At 57.0% G+C, this 18,955-nt stretch carries 18 protein-coding genes; 9 read left to right on the forward strand and 9 right to left on the reverse strand.

All coding sequences use genetic code 11. The features are described from left to right. Nucleotides 1–141 precede the first annotated feature (141 nt). The 5 genes from AC007G_RS11970 to AC007G_RS11990 all read left to right on the forward strand — a co-directional run bounded on the left by AC007G_RS11970 (nt 142) and on the right by AC007G_RS11990 (nt 3,441). Complete coding sequence (locus tag AC007G_RS11970) at nt 142–1,539, forward strand: cytochrome ubiquinol oxidase subunit I (RefSeq protein ID WP_032696293.1); 1,398 nt, start codon at nt 142–144, stop codon at nt 1,537–1,539. After that, the gene (cydB, locus tag AC007G_RS11975) at nt 1,539–2,549 is read left to right on the forward strand and encodes a cytochrome d ubiquinol oxidase subunit II (protein ID WP_032699991.1); all 1,011 of its coding nucleotides are present in this window, start codon (nt 1,539–1,541) and stop codon (nt 2,547–2,549) included. The genes AC007G_RS11970 and cydB overlap by 1 nt, the downstream gene beginning before the upstream one ends. Next, complete coding sequence (locus AC007G_RS11980; protein ID WP_004861503.1) at nt 2,549–2,674, forward strand: DUF2474 domain-containing protein; 126 nt, start codon at nt 2,549–2,551, stop codon at nt 2,672–2,674. Before cydB ends, AC007G_RS11980 begins: the two co-directional genes overlap by 1 nt. Nucleotides 2,675–2,773: 99 nt before the next feature. Further along, nucleotides 2,774–3,052: a hypothetical protein gene (locus tag AC007G_RS11985; protein ID WP_064794266.1), complete on the forward strand. Its 279-nt coding sequence runs from the start codon at nt 2,774–2,776 to the stop codon at nt 3,050–3,052. 155 nt (nt 3,053–3,207) lie between these two features. Next, nucleotides 3,208–3,441 (forward strand): DUF2554 family protein, encoded by a 234-nt coding sequence (locus AC007G_RS11990; protein ID WP_032687899.1) that lies wholly within the window; start codon nt 3,208–3,210, stop codon nt 3,439–3,441. A 13-nt stretch (nt 3,442–3,454) separates the two neighbouring features. On the opposite strand, the gene AC007G_RS11995 is transcribed toward AC007G_RS11990, so the two are convergent. After that, nucleotides 3,455–5,419: a peptidase U32 family protein gene (locus AC007G_RS11995; RefSeq protein WP_032687901.1), complete on the reverse strand. Its 1,965-nt coding sequence runs from the start codon at nt 5,417–5,419 to the stop codon at nt 3,455–3,457. A 232-nt stretch (nt 5,420–5,651) separates the two neighbouring features. Then, nucleotides 5,652–6,200 (reverse strand): helix-turn-helix domain-containing protein, encoded by a 549-nt coding sequence (locus AC007G_RS12000; RefSeq protein WP_032687903.1) that lies wholly within the window; start codon nt 6,198–6,200, stop codon nt 5,652–5,654. A gap of 148 nt (nt 6,201–6,348) precedes the next feature. Here AC007G_RS12000 and AC007G_RS12005 point away from each other — a divergent pair, with 148 nt between their 5' ends. Next, nucleotides 6,349–7,557, forward strand: coding sequence for a benzoate/H(+) symporter BenE family transporter (locus tag AC007G_RS12005; protein ID WP_260612544.1), 1,209 nt, complete (start codon nt 6,349–6,351; stop codon nt 7,555–7,557). Here the strand turns inward: AC007G_RS12005 and AC007G_RS12010 are convergent. After that, nucleotides 7,537–8,403, reverse strand: a complete 867-nt coding sequence (locus tag AC007G_RS12010) for an AraC family transcriptional regulator (RefSeq protein WP_032696295.1) — start codon at nt 8,401–8,403, stop codon at nt 7,537–7,539. The genes AC007G_RS12005 and AC007G_RS12010 overlap by 21 nt on opposite strands. A gap of 183 nt (nt 8,404–8,586) precedes the next feature. Here AC007G_RS12010 and AC007G_RS12015 point away from each other — a divergent pair, with 183 nt between their 5' ends. Continuing rightward, nucleotides 8,587–9,483, forward strand: coding sequence for a DMT family transporter (locus AC007G_RS12015; protein WP_032687909.1), 897 nt, complete (start codon nt 8,587–8,589; stop codon nt 9,481–9,483). Between the two features lie 637 nt (nt 9,484–10,120). Here the strand turns inward: AC007G_RS12015 and AC007G_RS12020 are convergent. After that, entirely contained in the window at nt 10,121–10,789 is a 669-nt protein-coding gene (locus AC007G_RS12020) for a DUF3313 domain-containing protein (RefSeq protein WP_032687910.1), read from the reverse strand. A gap of 135 nt (nt 10,790–10,924) precedes the next feature. Then, a complete protein-coding gene (locus tag AC007G_RS12025; protein ID WP_032699992.1) occupies nt 10,925–12,517 on the reverse strand; it encodes an ABC transporter substrate-binding protein in 1,593 nt (530 codons plus the stop codon). A 115-nt stretch (nt 12,518–12,632) separates the two neighbouring features. Here AC007G_RS12025 and pepT point away from each other — a divergent pair, with 115 nt between their 5' ends. Then, entirely contained in the window at nt 12,633–13,862 is a 1,230-nt protein-coding gene (gene pepT / locus AC007G_RS12030; RefSeq protein WP_032696297.1) for a peptidase T, read from the forward strand. On the opposite strand, the gene tehB is transcribed toward pepT, so the two are convergent. Then, nucleotides 13,859–14,455 carry a tellurite resistance methyltransferase TehB gene (gene tehB, locus AC007G_RS12035; protein ID WP_142630600.1) on the reverse strand — a complete coding sequence of 199 codons (597 nt, stop codon included), beginning with the start codon at nt 14,453–14,455 and terminating at the stop codon, nt 13,859–13,861. The genes pepT and tehB overlap by 4 nt on opposite strands. Then, the gene (gene tehA / locus AC007G_RS12040) at nt 14,452–15,456 is read right to left on the reverse strand and encodes a dicarboxylate transporter/tellurite-resistance protein TehA (protein ID WP_099973584.1); all 1,005 of its coding nucleotides are present in this window, start codon (nt 15,454–15,456) and stop codon (nt 14,452–14,454) included. Before tehA ends, tehB begins: the two co-directional genes overlap by 4 nt. 126 nt (nt 15,457–15,582) lie before the next feature. Here tehA and ydcK point away from each other — a divergent pair, with 126 nt between their 5' ends. Continuing rightward, nucleotides 15,583–16,563 carry a YdcK family protein gene (ydcK, locus tag AC007G_RS12045; RefSeq protein WP_142630599.1) on the forward strand — a complete coding sequence of 327 codons (981 nt, stop codon included), beginning with the start codon at nt 15,583–15,585 and terminating at the stop codon, nt 16,561–16,563. A gap of 49 nt (nt 16,564–16,612) precedes the next feature. On the opposite strand, the gene rimL is transcribed toward ydcK, so the two are convergent. Further along, a complete protein-coding gene (gene rimL, locus AC007G_RS12050; RefSeq protein WP_142630597.1) occupies nt 16,613–17,179 on the reverse strand; it encodes a 50S ribosomal protein L7/L12-serine acetyltransferase in 567 nt (188 codons plus the stop codon). A gap of 58 nt (nt 17,180–17,237) precedes the next feature. After that, nucleotides 17,238–18,893: a glucan biosynthesis protein D gene (locus AC007G_RS12055; protein ID WP_004861457.1), complete on the reverse strand. Its 1,656-nt coding sequence runs from the start codon at nt 18,891–18,893 to the stop codon at nt 17,238–17,240. Between the last annotated feature and the right edge of the window lie 62 nt (nt 18,894–18,955).

Here is an 18,955-nt window from a genome sequence, read left to right on the forward strand (position 1 = left end):
TCATCATCATCGCCTGACTCCCCCGATAAAAGCCATAACAGTCAGGCAACTGTTATCACAAAAAATAGCCTTTCTGCCTCTGCAACCCGAAACTCTCGCCGCCTAGAATTGCGCTGAATCAATTTTCTTGCGGAGTTCTGCATGTTCGGTCTTGATGCATTCCACCTGGCGCGAATTCAATTCGCCTTTACCGTCTCATTTCACATTATCTTTCCCGCCATAACCATCGGCCTGGCCAGCTATCTGGCGGTACTGGAAGGGTTGTGGCTGAAGACAAAAAATCCTGTCTGGCGCTCGCTCTACCACTTCTGGTCAAAGATTTTCGCCGTTAACTTCGGCATGGGCGTCGTCTCCGGTCTGGTGATGGCCTACCAGTTCGGCACCAACTGGAGCGGTTTTTCCGAGTTTGCCGGCAGTATTACCGGCCCGCTGCTGACTTATGAAGTCCTGACCGCCTTCTTCCTTGAGGCCGGGTTCCTCGGGGTCATGCTCTTTGGCTGGAACCGCGTCAGCCCCGGCATGCACTTTTTCGCCACCTGCATGGTCGCGCTGGGGACCATCATCTCGACCTTCTGGATCCTCGCCTCCAACAGCTGGATGCAGACGCCGCAGGGATTTGAAATCGTTAACGGCCAGGTGGTTCCCGTCGACTGGTTCGCGGTTATCTTCAACCCGTCGTTCCCGTATCGTCTGCTTCATATGACGGTAGCGGCTTTTCTTAGCAGCGCGCTGTTCGTCGGGGCCTCGGCGGCGTGGCATCTGCTGCGCGGTAATAACACGCCGGCAATTCGCGCAATGTTTTCAATGGCGCTGTGGATGACGCTTATCGTTGCCCCCATTCAGGCGATGATTGGCGATATGCACGGCCTGAACACCCTGAAACATCAGCCGGCAAAAATTGCCGCTATCGAGGGACACTGGGAAAACCGGCCGGGGGAACCGACGCCCCTGCTGCTGTTCGGCTGGCCGGATATGGCGCAGGAGCGCACCCGCTATGGCCTTGAGATCCCGGCACTCGGTAGCCTGATCCTGACGCATAGTCTGGATAAACAGGTTCCTGCCCTGAAAGAATTCGCGCCGCAGGACCGCCCCAACTCGACCATTGTCTTCTGGTCATTTCGCCTGATGGCCGGGCTCGGCATGCTGATGATCCTGCTTGGAGCGCTGGCGCTGTGGCTGCGCTACCGCCAGCGCCTGTATCAGTCGAAACCCTTTCTGCGCTTTGCCCTGTGGATGGGCCCTTCCGGGCTGATTGCCATTCTCGCCGGTTGGGTCACCACCGAAGTGGGCCGTCAGCCCTGGGTGGTCTATGGCGTACAGCGCACTGCCGATGCCGTCTCCGCCCATGGCGACCTGCATATGACTATCAGTCTGCTGACCTTTTTCATCGTCTATAGCTCGGTATTTGGCGTCGGCTACAGCTATATGCTGCGCCTGATCCGCAAAGGACCGCAGACCTTCAATCCACCGCTATCCGGTACCCCGGCCCGCCCGCTCTCCGCGGCAACGGAAGGTTTTCAGCATAAGGAGTCCCGCTAATGGGGATCGATCTCTCAGTTATCTGGTTCGTCATTATCGTCTTCGCCACCCTGATGTACATCGTGATGGATGGCTTCGATTTAGGGATCGGCATTTTGTTCTCGACCACCCGCGATGCTGAAGACCGTGACGTCATGGTTAACAGCGTGGCGCCGGTCTGGGACGGCAATGAAACCTGGCTGGTGCTTGGCGGCGCCGGGCTGTTCGGCGCGTTTCCCCTCGCCTATGCGGTGATTATCGATGCGCTGGCGATCCCGCTAACGTTAATGCTCATCGGCCTGATTTTTCGCGGCGTGGCTTTTGAGTTTCGCTTTCAGGCAACGCCGTCACACCGCCCGTTCTGGGATCGCGCTTTTCTTGGCGGCTCGCTGCTGGCCACCTTTTCCCAGGGAGTGGTTGTTGGGGCGGTCATTAATGGCTTTTCGGTGAGCGGACGCGCGTTTAGCGGCGGGATGCTCGACTGGCTGACGCCGTTTACCCTGTTCTGCGGTCTCGGATTGACTATTGCCTATGCGCTGCTGGGCGCCACCTGGCTGGTCATGAAGAGCGAAAACCCGCTGCAGGACAAAATGCGCCATACCTCGCGGACGCTGCTGCTGGCGCTGCTGATCGCAATCGCCGTCATCAGCCTGTGGACACCGCTGGCGCAGCCGGCCATCGCCGCCCGTTGGTTCACTCTGCCGAACCTCTTTTTCCTGCTGCCGGTTCCCCTGCTGGTTGTGGCGTTAGGGGCCTGGCTGTGGCGGGACCTGCGCAACCCACACCGCCATGCGCTGCCCTTTATTCTGACGCTGGGCCTGGTGTTTCTCGGCTTCAGCGGTCTGGGGATCAGTATCTGGCCGCACATTATTCCGCCGGGCATTACGCTGTGGCAGGCCGCCGCGCCGCCGCAGAGCCAGGGCTTCATGCTGGTAGGCGCCCTGCTGATTATTCCGGTGATCCTCGGCTATACCTTCTGGAGCTATTACGTGTTTCGCGGCAAAGTCCAACATGGTGAGGGGTATCATTGATGAATCAGTCACGACTGAAGCAATTATTATGGATGGTCGCGCTGTGGGGGACCAGCGTGCTGGCGCTGGGGGCAGTCAGTATGCTTTTTCGCTTTTTAATGACCGCCGCCGGGCTGAAAGTTTAATCCCCGGCGCTGCGGATTACTCTGATTAGCAAGAACTCCATTGTCTCTCCATTTTTATTTGCTGAAATCTCAAAGCACATAAAAATAAAGGATGTAGCGATGAAAAAGATTGTCTTGTTATCTGCGGCGATGTCGTTGGCGCTCTCTTCCCTGACCTTTGCGGCCGATAATCCCCCGCCGCCTCCGGGGAAAGCGGCCGCAGGCCAACAGCATAACGGCCACAATAAGAACCTGCAGCAGCACAGCGCTAAACGGCCAGCGCAGAGCGCACAGTATAACGGCAAACCGTCGTCGAAAGGCAAGTCGCCCGCACACGGCAACCAACAGCCGCCGAAAGACGGCCAGCACAATGGCAAACCGTTGCCACCGAAAAAATAATCCTGCTGTGGCCCGACGCGTGCATCGCGCCGGGCTTTTTTTCGCCATTCGTCAGGAAAGACTGACGCAGACTTTGCTCTTCTTTGATAACCCGATAATAAAGCTCAAGAAATTCAGAGCATAGTAGCCCCACTCGTCTGTCACTGGAAATAGATATGCTCAAGAGATGCGTTTCGGCGTTAGTGCTGATGTGTGCGTTATTTTCCGGCCATCTGCTGGCCCGCAAACAAGGACATGAATACTTCCCGGTACAAAGCCTCGAACAGCAGCTGCTGCACGAGGCCGACAGTGATGAGCTGCGCAGCCAGCGGAACGAGGCCGCCGCCGATCTGCGCGAACGTCACCACTGGCAGAATGCGCGCAAACCGAAAATGGACTTCCGCCAGTAGCGTCTGCCGTCGATCAGGCGCCTTTACGCTTTGGCAGGGTCTTCAACAGCTCATCCGGACTGACCGAGGCGACAACGCTCCCCGGAAGCGGCATTTTCAAAATATGATTTTTCATTTTGCCGATGACGTGCATTTCGCACGGACGGCAGTCGAATTTCAGCGTCAGCACTTCATCACCGTGAATGAGCTGCATCGGCGTCGCTTTCCAGCTCTTAATCGAACCCTTAGCCTGCTTCGGACATAAATTGAAGGCAAAACGCAGACAGTGTTTAGTGATCATCACCGGCACGTCGCCCTTCTCTTCATGCGCTTCATAGGCCGCATCGATCAGCTTTACGCCATAGCGCTGGTAAAACGCACGCGCCTTATGGTTATAGACGTTGGCAAGGAACGACAGATGGGTTTCAGGGTAAACCGGCGGCGGCACGGAAACCGCTTTACGCTGGCCGCGCGGCGCGGCATTCACCCGCGCCTCGTCCAGGCGTTCTACCGTTTCCCGACGCAGTTGGTTCAGCAGGCTATTCGGCACAAACAGCGCCCCGGGGAGATTGATCTGCACATCGCGGGCAAAATAGATAGTCTGCCCCAGCTTGGCCACGCCGTCCCGTAGGTTCGCCAGCGCTTTCTCCGCCTGGGTCGCTTCGGCAAACTCGCCGTCCAGGGTGTGGGTGACGCTGACGCCATCTTCGCAGGTCATCGTCAGCACCAGCTGCTCCTGCCAGCCGCTGAGGTTGATGTCGACCGCAATCCGCCGCTCGCTGGAGGTCTTTTGCAAAGCCTGCTGCCAGTTATGGTCGAGGTTACGGTTCAACACCTGGTGCGGCCGAACTTTATGCAGATCGGCCGGCATCTCGTTCGGCCATACGCGATAGCGATTTTCGCCGGTTTTTTCCACCGTGTTGGCGCGGAAACCGACGATTTCGCGCTTAATCATCACGTTGAGGCCATCGCCATTGGTCAGCGCCTCGGTCACTTCAACATCCAGGTGGTCTTTAGCCACTTTCAGCACTTCACCCACCGGCAGGCCGATAAATTTCGGTGAATCAAACGCGCCGATGTCGCCTTTGCGCGCATTGACAAAGTAGTCGGTGCTGCCGCGATGGAAGGTTTTATCCGTCGAGGGGACGAAAAAGTGTTCGGTGCGCCCGGCGGACGAACGCATCAGATCGCCGCGATCTTCAATAATCGCGTCGAGCATCTGACGATAGTGCGCGGTGATGTTCTTCACGTAGCTCATATCTTTGTAACGACCTTCAATTTTGAAGGAGCGCACGCCGGCATCGATCAACTGGGCCAGGTTGGCGGTCTGATCGTTGTCTTTCATCGACAGAAGGTGTTTCTCATAGGCCACCACGCGGCCCTGGTCATCTTTCAGGGTATACGGCAAACGGCACGCCTGGGAGCAGTCGCCGCGGTTGGCGCTGCGCCCGGTCTGGGCATGAGAGATATTGCACTGCCCGGAATAGGCCACGCACAGGGCGCCGTGAATAAAGAACTCGATCGTCGCGTCGGTATTATCGTAAATCGCTTTAATCTGTTGCAGGTTCAGCTCGCGCGCCAGAACAATCTGGCTAAAACCGACGTCGGAGAGGAATTTTGCCTTCTCGACGCTGCGAATATCGCACTGGGTGCTGGCGTGCAGCTCAATCGGCGGAATATCCAGCTCCATCACCCCCATATCCTGCACGATCAGCGCATCAACGCCGGTTTCATACAGGTCGGTAATCAGTCGCTGCGCCGGTTCCAGTTCATCATCGTGCAGGATCGTATTCAGCGTCACAAAGATTTTCGCGCCGTAGCGATGGGCGAAAGGCACCAGTCCGGCGATATCGCTGAGGCTGTTGCTGGCGTTGTGGCGTGCGCCGAAACCCGGTCCGCCGATATAAACCGCGTCTGCGCCGTGTAAAATCGCTTCACGGGCGATCCCGACATCGCGGGCGGGGCTAAGAAGTTCAAGATGATGGTTGTGCAGGCGCATACGCTCGTCGTTATCCGTTATAGGGGGTCGAAATGGCGGCTATTGTAGTCAGAAGTGGGCACAGACGAAATCATTTTCCATCACGGGGAATGGGTGAATTTTCAGTTTCCAGCAAAGCATTGAAGGAAAAGGTATTTCCTTCGCAAAACGTCTACGGTTACAGTCATCACGTATTCCGGATTTTCCTCGTCACGTTGTGAGTGGTTACATTAATCATTTGATTGGCCGCAGGTTAAATCTCTGCGGCTTTTTCTTTGGGATAATGAATCAGCGAGTGAAAATGGGCCGTTTGCGCGCCGCTGTTACGATAGGCATGCGCCAGATCTCCGGCAAACCGCCGCCCTTCTCCGCTCGTTAGCGTCAGCCACTCCCCCTGCAGACACAGATCCAGCACGCCGCTTATCACCACCACATGTTCAATCACCCCTTTCTCGTGCGGCGTGGATTCGCTGAGCGCGCCGGGGGCGAGAGTAATCGAGAAGTGGTCAAAACGCAGCTCCGGGTCCCACGGGAAAATGGGCGTCACCACCATCGCCTGCTGCTGCGGGTCAAAGGCGGTCGGCGCGGTCGATTCATCGGCGACGATAAACGCCGAGAAAGGCACGTTCAGACCGGTGGCGATTTTCCACAAGGTCGCTACCGTCGGGCTGGATTCATTTCGCTCAACCTGCCCGAGCATCGCTTTTGACACCCCGGTCTCTTCCGCCAGTCGCGACAGACTCCAGCCGCGCTGTTGACGCAGCGTTTTCAGGGTCGTCGCCAGATGTTGCGCAATATTCATTCCACCTCCTGATATGCTCAGCAGAAATTATACGCGCATTCGTATGATTCTACAGGGAGTTTCGTCGGGAAACGCGTCTGGAACTGCCGGGACGACGATAACGGCGGCATGGAAAGAGGGAAAAGATGATTGTGCGTTATAGCGCACGGTGCTACATTTTGTCGGATGTTATAACGCACAAGAGGTCACTATGCGCTCGTTCTCACTCCCGCTGCCAACGCTGCTCGCCGGGTTTATCGCAGTCCTGGTAGGCTACGCCAGCTCAGCCGCCATTATCTGGCAAGCCGCCGCCAGCGCAGGTGCCAATGCGGATCAGATAGCCGGCTGGATGACGGCCCTCGGCCTGGGGATGGGGCTCAGCACGCTGGCCCTCACGCTATGGCGCAAAGTGCCGATCCTCACCGCCTGGTCAACCCCCGGCGCCGCGCTACTGGTCAGCGGCTTACCGGGCGCGACGCTGAACCAGGCGGTCGGCGTGTTTATCTTTGCCAATGGTCTAATGGTGCTATGCGGGCTGACCGGCCTTTTTGCCCGGCTGATGAAAATTATCCCCCACTCGCTCGCCGCCGCCATGCTGGCAGGGATTTTACTGCGCTTCGGCCTGCAGGCCTTCGCCACCCTTGAAGACCATCTCCTGCTGTGCGGCGCAATGCTGGCAGCCTGGCTGCTGTGTAAAGCGCTGTATCCACGCTTTGCGGTGGTGGCTGCGCTGCTGGTCGGCGGCGCCATCGCCGTGTTCTCCGGCAATGTCGCCGGGAACCACATCAGCCTTGCTTTTGTCGCCCCGGAATATATCGCGCCGCAGTTTACCCCGTCACTGCTGCTCAGCGTCGGCGTGCCGTTCTTCCTGGTCACCATGGCCTCGCAAAACGCCCCCGGGTTCGCCACGATGCAGGCTTCCGGTTATCGGGTGCCCGTGTCGCCGCTGATTGTCGCGACCGCCGGACTGGCGCTGATACTGTCCCCTTTTGGCGTCTACTCCATCTGTATTGCCGCCATTACCGCCGCCATCTGCCAAAGTCCGGAGGCCCATCCTGACCCGCAGCGGCGCTGGCTGGCCGCTGCCGCCGCGGGCGGTTTTTATCTGCTGGCCGGGCTGTTCGGCGGTTCGATTACCGCCTTGATGTCCGCGCTGCCGACGGCGTGGATTCAGATGCTGGCAGGGCTGGCGCTGCTCGGAACGCTTGGCGGGAGTCTGTTTCAGGCGCTGAATCAGGAGAATGAACGCGATGCGGCGGGGGTGACGTTTCTGGTCACCGCCAGCGGCGTGACCTTAGCGGGAATCGGCTCGGCATTCTGGGGGCTGGTGCTCGGCGGCGTGAGTTTCGCCCTGCTGTCAGCGCTGCGCCGCACGTAACTGCGAAGGGGTCAGACCGGTGGCACTTTTCACCCGGTTGCTGAAATGGCTGGCGGAGCTGAAACCGCAGGCCATCGCGATATCGGTCAACGGCCGGGCGCTGCGGCAGATAAGCTCCTGCGCTTTGACCATCCGCCGCTGCATCACATACTGGTGCGGCGCCATGTTCATTGACTGCCGGAACATCCGCGCGAAGTGATATTCGCTGAGCGCCGCCTCCTGCGCCAGATCGGCCAGCGTCAGCGGCTGATCCAGGTTCTCCTCAACCCACGCCAGCAGATTACGCAGAACGTGCGGCGCCAGGCCACCGGAGACCGTGGGCAACCGCCACTGAACGTTCGAGTAGTGCTGAATAAGATGGGTCAGCAGCAGCGTGCTGGCGGAGCTTAAGGTCAGCTGGTTGGCCTGCTGCTGCCAGTCGTAATCGAGAAGAAACTGGCGATAGACGGCGGTAATTTTATCATCCCGGGAAAAGGTCTGTTCCTGCAGACTAAACGAGGCCGGGCTGCGGTCCCAGATCTGCTCGCCGACCCGACGCAGATGGTCGTCGGTACAGTACAGATGCACGAACGAGAGGTCGCCGCGAATATCCCAGGTGCTCTCAGCCCCCTTCGGCATCAGGCAAAAACGGTCCGGACCCCCGCCGTTTTTCCAGCCGGCGGGGGTTTTCTGATAACTTTCGTAGCCATCCGCGACGTACAGACTCAGGGTATGGTGGTCGCTGCGCACCGTCACCGTATCGCGATTGTTATACCACGCCGCCAGTTGAATACCGGAGTTGAGCTCCACCGTCTCCCGCAGGACGGCTTTTTGTCGGCGTAATGTTTCGAACGTCCCGTAAGCCATGGCCTTCACACATCTGATTTCGTAAACCCCTAGTCTATGAAGAGTCGGCAGCGGATACCAGATCTCTCCGGTCATTCGGTAAAAATAAGCGCAAGAATTTGCAAGTCCAGCCCGCAAGGATGACAGCGGCGGCGCTCAATAACCGCCACACTGCGTCTTTGGTGTGCTTATGGGAGAAATATTTTGAACGCAATACTGTACGGGCTGGTGGTCGTTATCTGGGGAACGACATGGATTGCCATCTTTTTACAACAGGGTCCGGTCTCCGCGCCGGTCTCCATTTTCTGGCGTTTCGCGGTCGCCAGCGTCACGATGCTGGCGATACTGCTGGCAACCCGTCGTCTGCGTCCGCTGGCACTGCGCGATCATCTGTTCTGTGTCGTGCAGGGCTGCTGCGTCTTCTGTTTCAACTTCTGGTGCTTTTATACCGCCGCCGCGCACATCAACACCGGTCTTGAATCGGTTATTTTTTCCATGGCGGTCCTGTTTAACGCCATCAACGGGTTTATTTTCTTCCGTCAGCAGCCGCCCGCTCGTTTCTGGCTTGCCGCCGCGCTTGGCCTCGTGGGGATTATCACGCTGTTCTGGGACGATCTGCTCAGTAACGGGCTCAACGCCTCCCTGCTGTGGGGAATTGGTCTCAGCGCGCTGGGAACCTACGGTTTTTCTCTCGGCAATATGCTCAGTATGCGCCACCAGCGCCGTGGTCTGGAAACCCTGACCACCAACAGCTGGGCGATGCTCTACGGCACCCTGGTGATGGGAGCTATCGCTCTGGTGCGCGGCGATGATTTCACGCCCCAGTGGACGCTGAGCTATATGGGCGCGCTGCTATACCTGGCGCTGTTCGGATCGGTGATTGCGTTCGGCGCTTACTTTACGCTGGTTGGCCGGATTGGCGCCGGAAAAGCCGCCTACAGTACCCTGCTGTTCCCGCTGGTGGCCCTGACGATTTCGACCTTTTACGAAGGCTACGTCTGGCACAGCAACGCGGTTATCGGGCTGGCGCTGATTCTGGTGGGGAATCTGGTGATGTTTGCCCGTCCCGAGCAGTGGTTCCTGCGCCGCAGACTGGCTTAATTCCTGCCGGCTGACATAAAACAGGCGCCCTCGTGAAGGGCGCCTGAGACTTGTGACAAGCCTGTTTTGAACATCGTGCCCACATTTTGCCGGGTGGCGGCTGACGCCTGACCCGGCCTACAAAACCCGTCATCGCTAAGATTTGCACAAGCTCTGTAGGCCCGTACAAGCGCAGCGCCATCGGGCAATTTAAGAGGCTTGCTCTGTCAACAATCCAGTGCGCTATCCCGAAGGGTGCCTGAGATTCATGACAGGCCCGTTTTAAACATCGTGCCCACGTTTTGTCGGGTGGCGGCTGACGCCTGACCCGGCCTACAAAACCCGTCATCGCTAAGATTTGCACAAGCTCTGTAGGCCCGTACAAGCGCAGCGCCATCGGGCAATTTAAGTGGCTTGCTCTGTCGACAATCCAGTGCGCTATCCCGAAGGGTGCCTGAGATTCATGACAGGCCCGTTTTAAACATCGTGCCCACGTTTTGCCGGGTGGCGGCTGACGCCTGACCCGGCCTACAAAACCCGTCACCGCTAAGATTTTCACAAGCTCTGTAGGCCCGTACAAGCGCAGCACCATCGGGCAATATGATTTGCCGACAATCTGAGACGCCCTTCAGGAGGCGCCTTTTGCGTTGTCGCAGGATTATTTCTGCGTCGGGTCAAATTTCACGGCATCGATCGCCATGTCATCAATCACCTGTTTCAGGGTATCAATGGTCATCGGCGTACTTTCGTTCGCCAGCGCTTTGCCCTCGCCCTTACGCACCACTTTGACCACCGGTTTATTGGTCGCCGGGTCAATCAGCTCCCCTTCAAAGTAGAGGTTGGTATCCATTGTCCGGTGCCCGGTCGCCATCTGCGTTCCTGCCACCACCATCGCGACCGGAACCACTTCATAGAATTGCAGCCCCTCTTTACTGGAATCCACGCCGGTGATCGCGCCGCGGAAAATCAGGCTGCGCGGGCCGGGTTTCGCTACCAGCGGTTTACGCTCGGCTATCGCCTGCTTCATCTGTTTGTTGGTATAAGTGAGAATATCGCTCAGCGCTTTTTCCCCGACCTGGGTAGAGGGTTTTGGCACCGGGTAATAGGTAATCGGGTTATAGACGATGCTATCGTAGTTTTGCGGATTGTAATCCGCAGCGATCCAGCGCAGTTCTGGCTTACCAGAAGCCGACGTCGTTTCTTTTAAGTTCGAATAGTCTTTTAAGAAACCAGAATATTTTTCCGGGGCGGCAATTTTTGAGGCACAGCCCGCGAGTGCTAACAGACCAGCAAGTGCTGCCACTTTAAAAATGAAATGAGTACGCATGAGTGAATCCCTGTAAATGCAGTTGTCGGCGCGATTTATAGCAAAATACCAAGGTAAGTTTTGTGACAAAAAAAGGGGAACGTCAAACGTTTGAAAAAATAAATCCGCCACGGTGGGCGGATTGACATTTATTGTTTACTTTATGTCGACCTGATAGAAAATATGCTTGCCAAAAGGATCAATTTCATAGTCAGAAATTTCTTTGCGTACCGGTTCAAAAATAGTCGAATGCGCAATCATCACCGCCGGCATTTGGTCATGCATCATCTGCTGCGCCTGTTTATACAGCGCTTCGCGTTTTGGACGATCGGTAATCGATTTTGCCTCGGCGATAATTTTATCAAATGGCTGATAGCACCATTTCGCCGAGTTAGAGCCGCCGTTCGCCGACTGACAGGTAAATAGCGGCCCGAAGAAGTTGTCGGGATCGCCGGTCGCCGTGGTCCAGCCCATCAACGCCGCCTGATGCTCGCCATCTTTTACCCGCTTCAGATATTCACCCCATTCATAGGTGGTGATTTTGGTCTGTACGCCGATTTTAGCCCAGTCGGCCTGAATCATTTCCGCCATCCGCTTAGCGTTGGGGTTATAAGGACGCTGCACCGGCATCGCCCACAGATCGATCGTTAACGGACCGCTAATACCCGCCTCCTGCAGCAGCGTTTTGGCTTTCTGCGGGTCATAGTCATAATCTTTCAGTTCCGCGTCCGCGCTCCATACCCCCGGCGGCAGCAGGTTTTTCGCCTGCGTGCCGGTACCGTGGAACACCGCTTCAATAATCGCCGGCTTATTAATCGCCATCGCCAGGGCCTGACGCACTTTGACATTGTCCAGCGGCGGTTTTTGCGTATTAAAAGCAAGGAACCCGGTATTCAAGCCAGCTTTATTCAGCAGATGAATGTTTTTATTTTCCTTCATCCTGGGCAAATCGGCCGGATTAGGAAATGGCATCACCTGGCATTCATTCTTTTCCAGTTTGGCATAGCGCACCGAAGCGTCCGGGGTAATGCTAAAAACCAGCCGATCGATTTTTGCTTTCCCCTGCCAGTAGTCCGGGAAGGCGGTATAAAGAATGCGGGAATCTTTCTGATACTGCGCCAGCTTAAAGGGACCGGTGCCAATCGGGTCGGAATCGACGCGCTGCGGGGTACCGGCTTTGAGCATCGCATCCGCATATTCCGCCGATAACACAGAGGCAAAATACCACGCCAGGTCTGCCACAAACGGCGCTTCGGCGCGGGCCAACGTAAAGCGCACCGTATACTCATCAGGCTTATCAATAGCGGTAATTAACTGGCCAAACTCCAGGCTTTCAAAGTTAGAGTAGCTGCCGCCGGAGACGTTGTGATAAGGATGCTGCGGATCTTTTTGCCGCATAAAGGAGAAAATCACATCGTCGGCATTAAAATCGCGGGTGGGCGTGAAATATTTATTACTTTGAAACTTCACCCCTTTGCGTAAATGGAAGGTATAGACTTTTCCGTCGTCGCTGACCTCCCAGCTTTCCGCGAGGCTCGGCTGCAGTTCGGTGGTGCCCACCTTAAAGTCAACCAGCCGGTTATAAACCGGAACCGCGCTGGCGTCCACGCTGGTACCGGAGGTGTAGAGCTGAGGATTGAAATTCTCCGGCGATCCTTCGGAGCAGTAAACCAGCGTTTTTGCGCTCACGGCGGAACCAAACGTGAGTGCCGTTATTGTCAGAGCAAGCGTGGTGAGTTTGCGTTGCATAACGTTTTCCTTTTTTAATTTGTCAGCTAATGAATAGCTTGTTGTTTTCCTGCCCATACATAACACTAAAGCCAGATTGCAAACACCTGAAAAAATAAATAAAGAAGGAATCACTATGCCATCTCCACTTGCCAGTCAATTGACCCAGCGCTTCTTCCGCTACCTGGCCATCAGCAGCCAAAGCGACCCGCGCGCTACCACGCTGCCAACCACGCCGGGACAACATGAGATGGCCCGCGAGCTTGCCGACGAGTTACGCCGCCTTGGGCTGGACGATATCGTGATTGATGACCATGCCACCGTCACCGCGGTAAAAAGAGGGAATGTTCCGGGCGCGCCGCGGATTGGCTTTATCACCCACATCGACACCGTGGACGTCGGGCTGTCCCCGGACATTCATCCACAAATTTTGCGTTTTACCGGCGAGGATCTGTGCCTGAATAGTGAAAAGCAGATCTGGCTGCGGGTTGCCGAGCATCCGGAGATTCTCGCCTACCCGGACGAAGAGATTATTTTCAGCGATGGCACCAGTGTGCTCGGCGCCGACAACAAATCGGCGGTCACGGTGGTGATGACGGTGCTGGAAAACCTGACGCCGGAACATCGTCACGGTGATATCGTGGTGGCCTTCGTCCCCGATGAAGAGGTGGGCCTGCGGGGGGCGAAAGCGCTGGATCTCAGCCGTTTTGCCGTCGATTTTGCCTGGACTATCGACTGCTGCGAACTGGGTGAGATCGTGTATGAGAACTTTAACGCCGCGGCGGCGGAGATTCGCTTCACCGGGGTGACCGCCCATCCGATGTCCGCCAAAGGCGTGCTGGTCAACCCGCTACTGATGGCCGCCGATTACATCAGCCATTTCGATCGCCTGCAGACGCCAGAGCACACCGCTGGACGCGAAGGTTACGTCTGGTTTAACGGCATTCAGGGCGATCAAAACAGCACTCTGCTGCAGGCCAGCATTCGCGATTTCGACAGCGAGAGCTTTTTACGCCGCAAACAGCAGATTGGCGACGTCGCTGAACACATTGCCGCACAATACCCGACGGCCAGCGTCGAATTTTCGATTAGCGACACCTACAGCAACATCAGCAATGCCATTGGCGACGATCGCCGGGCCATTGACCTGATGTTCGAAGCCATGGAGAGCATTGGCGTGACGCCAAAACCTACGCCAATGCGCGGCGGTACCGATGGTGCGGCGCTCTCGGCAAAAGGCCTGCTAACGCCCAACTTCTTCACCGGCGCGCACAACTTCCACTCGAAATTTGAGTTTTTGCCGCTGCGCGCCTTTGAGGCCTCGTATCATACGGCGTTACAGCTCTGCCTGCTGGCGGCCCGTTAAACCGGCTTTTGCGCCAGCATGGTGGCAAAACGCAGTTTGATACGGTTGCCGTTGGCATCGGTGCGGTGCAGCTCGCCCACCTCTTCGTTGTACCTGAGGAACGACCAGCCGGCGTAGTAGCGCCGCAGTTCCTCAGGTTTAAAGGCAAACGGGAAGCCAACGGTGCAGGGATAATCGTCGGTGTCCATTGCCGCAACGATCAGGTTGTAGCCGCCCGGTCTGGTGCAACGCTGCATGTTCGCGATGAGTTCCGGAATAGTTTTCGCTTCAAGGAACATCAGTACCACGGTGGAGAGAATAAAGTCATATTCACCGTCGAAGCTTAAGCTATTCAGATCCTTGACCGCCGCCTGGAGATTGCTCAGCTCTTCCTGCGCACGAATGCTCTCCAGATTATTGATGCTCATCGGGTTTTTATCCCACGCCGTCACATCAAAGCCGTTTGCCGCCAGATAGAGGCTATTGCGCCCGTTGCCACACCCCAGATCCAGCGCTTTTCCCGGCGGCACCTGGGTCGCGGCATAGACCACTTCCGAGTGGGTACGGGTCAGCCCGTATTTATCAGTAAAGTAGTTTTCGTCACGGATAGTCATGATAAGTCCTTATTGTTTAATAATGCGGCCCGGTCGACGCGAATCAGCAATTTCCCCCGCAGCAACAGCAGAAACGTGCGTAGCAACAGCAGTCCAATAATCAGATTGGTAAAGATAAACAACGGAATCGATAAGTAATGGAACAAGCCGCTCGGCTGGCTGTGTCCAAGATGCAATCCGGTGCTGGCCAATGCGGAAATACCAAATGAAAAGCTCCAGAAGGACGCATTGAACGGCTGCCGCAGGTACCACGGCATCAGACGTAGCATAAACAGCAGTTGTAAAAGGCCATAGCCAAACAGCAGTTTGGCGAACGTATCCGCCTCTGCGCCGTTGACGCTGAGCCAGGCGCTGCACGCCACCAGCGCTGGCGCCAGCTGGATACCCAGCGAGGTGCGCATCGCGGCGGGCAGTTCGCCATGGCTGCGTAGTCGTTGCAGAATCACCGGCTCCAGGCTCAGCCACGAGAAGATCCCGGCGCCAAGAAACACCAGCCCGGCGTCGTTAAAGCCGAGCGCCCCGCAGGCCATCGCGCTGATAAAATTGTTTGCCACCGTCGGTAAATAGAGTCCCGGCGTGGTGGCGTCGCTCGGGTGTTTTCCGCGCCATAGCCCGGCGCTCTGCCAGGCGGAATAGCTCAGCTGGAGCACCACGCCAAGGCTGAACAGCAGCAGCGAGAGCGGACGAAACCACGGTACGAAGCCGATAGCCACTAACATCGTGGTGGCGGGAAACAGGCTGACAAAGCTGCTGGCAACCGGATGGCGCATCTCCTGCAGCACGCTCCACGGGAAGCGAATGGCCCGGGAGATAAACGCTATCGTCAGTAGCGCCCAAATCATTGCCGCCAGCGCCACCAGACCATCGCCGATAGCCCGACTCACCGGCCAGAGGGTGCTGGCATAGCGCCACGCGAAGCCCATACCGATCGTGCCCAGCACCATGCCAAAATAACCTGCAGGTAAATTCAGGACCTGCCGTTCAAGCGTTTTTTTATTCATTTTATTTATTTTTTCAATTTATCTTTAAGTTGTATTTTAAAAGAACCTTATAAAACACGCTACGGAGATTTTTGCTATGTTTGTGTTAACCAAAAGTAAAAAGAAGCCTTGATAAGAGAAGTCTTGATGAACAAATATCGTCTGAGCGACAAGGTTCGCCTGTTTCACTATGAAGAGGACGGGATTAAACATAGCGTAAATCTGCGGCAAATTGTGGCCCTGCGTGATTTCGCCGATGTGCGGGCCGGCAGCGAAGGCGGCTGGCTGGACGATGAGGCGGCGCTGAGTCAGGCGGGCACCTGCTGGATCTACGACCCCAACAGCGCGGTGTTTGCCGGTGCGCGGATCGAAGGTAATGCGCGGCTGACCGGGACCTGCATCGTCAGCCACTTCGCTATCATCCGCGACGAGGCATGGATCGACCACGGTACCATCAGTCATCACGCCCTTGTTTGTGACAACGTCACGCTTCAGAACTCCCGCGTTCGCGGCTTTTGCCGCCTTGCCGACCAGGCGCGCATTCTCCCCCACTGCCTGATTATCGCCGCCCAGGGACTGACCGCCGACCGCGACAAATATCTGCAAATCTACCAGCGGGCGACGGTCAGCGCTTCGCGCATCGTTCATCAGGCGCAGATTTACGGGGATGCCTTCGTGGAGCACGCCTTTGTTGAGCACCGGGCGGAAATATTTGACTATGCCCGGCTGGAAGGCAATGAAGAAAACGATGTCTGGGTCTGCGATAACGCCAGAGTCTACGACCATGCGCGCCTGATTGCCGGACGCGCTGAGGATGCGATACCGACGCTACGCTACAGTTCGCAGGTGGCAGAGAACGCCGTGATTGAGGGCAACTGCGTGCTCAAACATCGGGTGATGGTGGGCGGTCACGCCCGGCTGTGCGGCGGCCCGATCCTGCTGGATGACGACGTGCTGGTGCAAGGACATGCCCACATCAGTGGCGATGTGGTGATCGAACATCGGGTCGAAATTACCGACAACGCGCGGATTGAGGCGCTGAACGGCGACGCGATTCATCTGCGCGGTCGCAAAGTGATCAATGGCGCGCAGCAGATTACCCGCACGCCGCTGCTGGGATCGCTGTAGCGCTGTATCCCGGCTAAGGCGTCACGCCGCGCGCCGGGAACCCCTATCATCAGGAGGCGGGGCTATCGATAATCCGCCCGTAGATATTCTGATCGTCATAAGCGCCGTTCAGATACTCGGCCTGTTTCAGACAGCCTTCGAGGGTAAAGCCATTGCGCAGCGCCACCTGGTTGCTCTTGTGGTTAGCCACCCGGCATTTAATCACGAAGCGCCGGACTTCGCCGCGGCGAGCGTAGTAGTGCATAAAGGCCTGCAGCGCCTGGGAAAGCAGCCCTTGCCCCTGGTGATGTTCATCAATCCAGTAACCGATGTAGCCGGTTTTATTCAGCGGTTCAATCTGGTTGAACGACAGCACGCCCACCATCTCATCGCGCAAAAACAGTAAAAACATTTTCGCGTAACCGCGCTGGTGCAGCAGCACGTTTCCCTGGACATGGCGACGGGTTTCATCTTCGCTGTCGACCGCGGCGGGCCAGCTAAGCGAATGCTGTAACCAGTGTTTATTCTTCTCCACCAGCAGGTGTAAGTCGGTAACGTAGCGCTCGTCCACCGCGCGCAACGTCAGCTGGTCGGTGACCGGGATCGTTTCAGGAACGGGGGTTTTTTCTGCGGACATGGCTCTCTCTCACTGCGGGAAAACCCGTCTACGGCACGCAGACGGGCAACCGCGACGGTTACTTCATAACCCGGTCATCAACGTAGTTGCGTTTATCCGGAGCCGGCGGGAAATACTGGTACAGCCAGGTCTCACTGATGGCCTCGCCCTGGCAGCGCAGGAACATGCGCATTTCCACCGGGTCGGTGGAATCGTTGGTCGGGTACCAGTCAAACTGGATGCGATAGCCGTCGAACGGCTCAACGTACAGAATCTCGATCTGCTTCGCTTCACCGTTAGACAGGGTAATCACCGGTTCGATGCCTTTTGGCGCCGCGGCCTTCAGGTCCCCACCGACGAAATCAATGGCAAAACGGCGCGCCCATTTGTCCGGGTAGTGTTCGCCCGGCGCCCAGCCTTCCGGGAAACCGCCCATCCCGGTGCGGGTCGCCATCACCCGGGCCAGCGGAGAACGCACCGGCGGCTGCGCGCTCCAGTACAGGCGATAGCTAAAGTCCAGCTCATCACCGGCCTTGATCGCTTTTTCCGGCTGCCAGAAGCAGACGATGTTATCCAGCGTCTCACCGGTAGTGGGGATCTCCATCAGGCTGACCGCCCCTTTACCCCACTGGTTACGCGGCTCGACCCACAGGCTCGGACGCTTGTTGTACCAGCCCATGATGTCCTGGTAATGGCTGAAATCGCGGTCAAGCTGCAGCAGACCAAAGCCGCGCGGGTTCTTGTCCTGGAAGGCGTTGAACTGCAGTTTTTGCGGGTTGTTCAGCGGCCGGCAGACCCACTCGCCGTTACCGAGCCACATGGCGAGGCGGTCGGAGTCGTGAATTTGCGGGTGGATGGTGTCGCACATCCGGCGCTCGTTGTTGCCGCAGCTGAACATACTGGTCATCGGCGCGATGCCCAGCTGTTTGATATCTTTGCGGGCGTAGATGTGGTTTTCGACATCCATAATCACCTGCGTCTCCTGGCAGTTGATCACAAATTTATAGGCGCCGGTGACGCTCGGGCTGTCGAGCAGCGCATAGACGGTAAAGACCGTCGCCCCCGGCTTAACCGTCTCAAACCAGAACGAGGTAAAGTCCGGGAACTCTTCCGGGGTATCGGTGAAGGTATCGACCGCCAGACCACGAGCGGAAAGTCCATACTGATAGGTACTGTCTACCGCGCGGAAATAGCTCGCACCGAGGAAGGCGACGATATCGCGGCGCGCCAGCTCCGGCGCTTTAAACGCGCGGAACCCGGCAAAGCCGAGGTCGGTTTGCCCTACCAGCTGTTTGGTGTCTACGCCGGCGTTGTTGTAGTTAAACAGTTCCGGGCGGAAGTGAATCTCCCGCGCCTGCTGGGTTTGTGAATCCAGCGAGAACATGCGCACGCGGCGGCGAAAACCCATGCCGACGTGGAAGAACTGGATGTCCAGCTTGCGGTCGTCAATGTTATTCCACAGCGAATGTCCCGCATCGTACTGAATACTGTTGTAGGCCTGCGGAGTCAGATTAGCCAGCGTTGGCGGCAGGTCGCGCGGGGCGCCGCCCCACGGCTGACGCGACAGGTCGTGGGCCATCGATTGCAAAACGGTAAAGTCAAAACGGCGCGTCATCCCATCAGCAATGCCCGATTCCTCGGCAAGCGCGGCGTTAGAAAAAAGTGAAGCGACTCCTGACGTTCCGCATACGGCGGCAACAGCCATGGAAGATTTGAGAAAACGTCTGCGATTCATGCCTGAGAAAGCGTCCTTCTGTTATGCCAATTGGTCGGCAACGCGACAAACAGATGCGTCGT

This window comes from Klebsiella sp. CSG-1, assembly GCF_056521145.1.

Coding starts and splice junctions, on each gene's coding strand:
- AC007G_RS11970 (WP_032696293.1), top strand. CDS start 142: ATGTTCGGTCTTGATGCATTCCACCTGGCGCGAATTCAATTCGCCTTT.
- cydB (WP_032699991.1), top strand. CDS start 1,539: ATGGGGATCGATCTCTCAGTTATCTGGTTCGTCATTATCGTCTTCGCC.
- AC007G_RS11980 (WP_004861503.1), top strand. CDS start 2,549: ATGAATCAGTCACGACTGAAGCAATTATTATGGATGGTCGCGCTGTGG.
- AC007G_RS11985 (WP_064794266.1), top strand. CDS start 2,774: ATGAAAAAGATTGTCTTGTTATCTGCGGCGATGTCGTTGGCGCTCTCT.
- AC007G_RS11990 (WP_032687899.1), top strand. CDS start 3,208: ATGCTCAAGAGATGCGTTTCGGCGTTAGTGCTGATGTGTGCGTTATTT.
- AC007G_RS11995 (WP_032687901.1), bottom strand. CDS start 5,419: ATGCGCCTGCACAACCATCATCTTGAACTTCTTAGCCCCGCCCGCGAT.
- AC007G_RS12000 (WP_032687903.1), bottom strand. CDS start 6,200: ATGAATATTGCGCAACATCTGGCGACGACCCTGAAAACGCTGCGTCAA.
- AC007G_RS12010 (WP_032696295.1), bottom strand. CDS start 8,403: ATGGCTTACGGGACGTTCGAAACATTACGCCGACAAAAAGCCGTCCTG.
- AC007G_RS12020 (WP_032687910.1), bottom strand. CDS start 10,789: ATGCGTACTCATTTCATTTTTAAAGTGGCAGCACTTGCTGGTCTGTTA.
- AC007G_RS12025 (WP_032699992.1), bottom strand. CDS start 12,517: ATGCAACGCAAACTCACCACGCTTGCTCTGACAATAACGGCACTCACG.
- pepT (WP_032696297.1), top strand. CDS start 12,633: ATGCCATCTCCACTTGCCAGTCAATTGACCCAGCGCTTCTTCCGCTAC.
- tehB (WP_142630600.1), bottom strand. CDS start 14,455: ATGACTATCCGTGACGAAAACTACTTTACTGATAAATACGGGCTGACC.
- tehA (WP_099973584.1), bottom strand. CDS start 15,456: ATGAATAAAAAAACGCTTGAACGGCAGGTCCTGAATTTACCTGCAGGT.
- ydcK (WP_142630599.1), top strand. CDS start 15,583: ATGAACAAATATCGTCTGAGCGACAAGGTTCGCCTGTTTCACTATGAA.
- rimL (WP_142630597.1), bottom strand. CDS start 17,179: ATGTCCGCAGAAAAAACCCCCGTTCCTGAAACGATCCCGGTCACCGAC.
- AC007G_RS12055 (WP_004861457.1), bottom strand. CDS start 18,893: ATGAATCGCAGACGTTTTCTCAAATCTTCCATGGCTGTTGCCGCCGTA.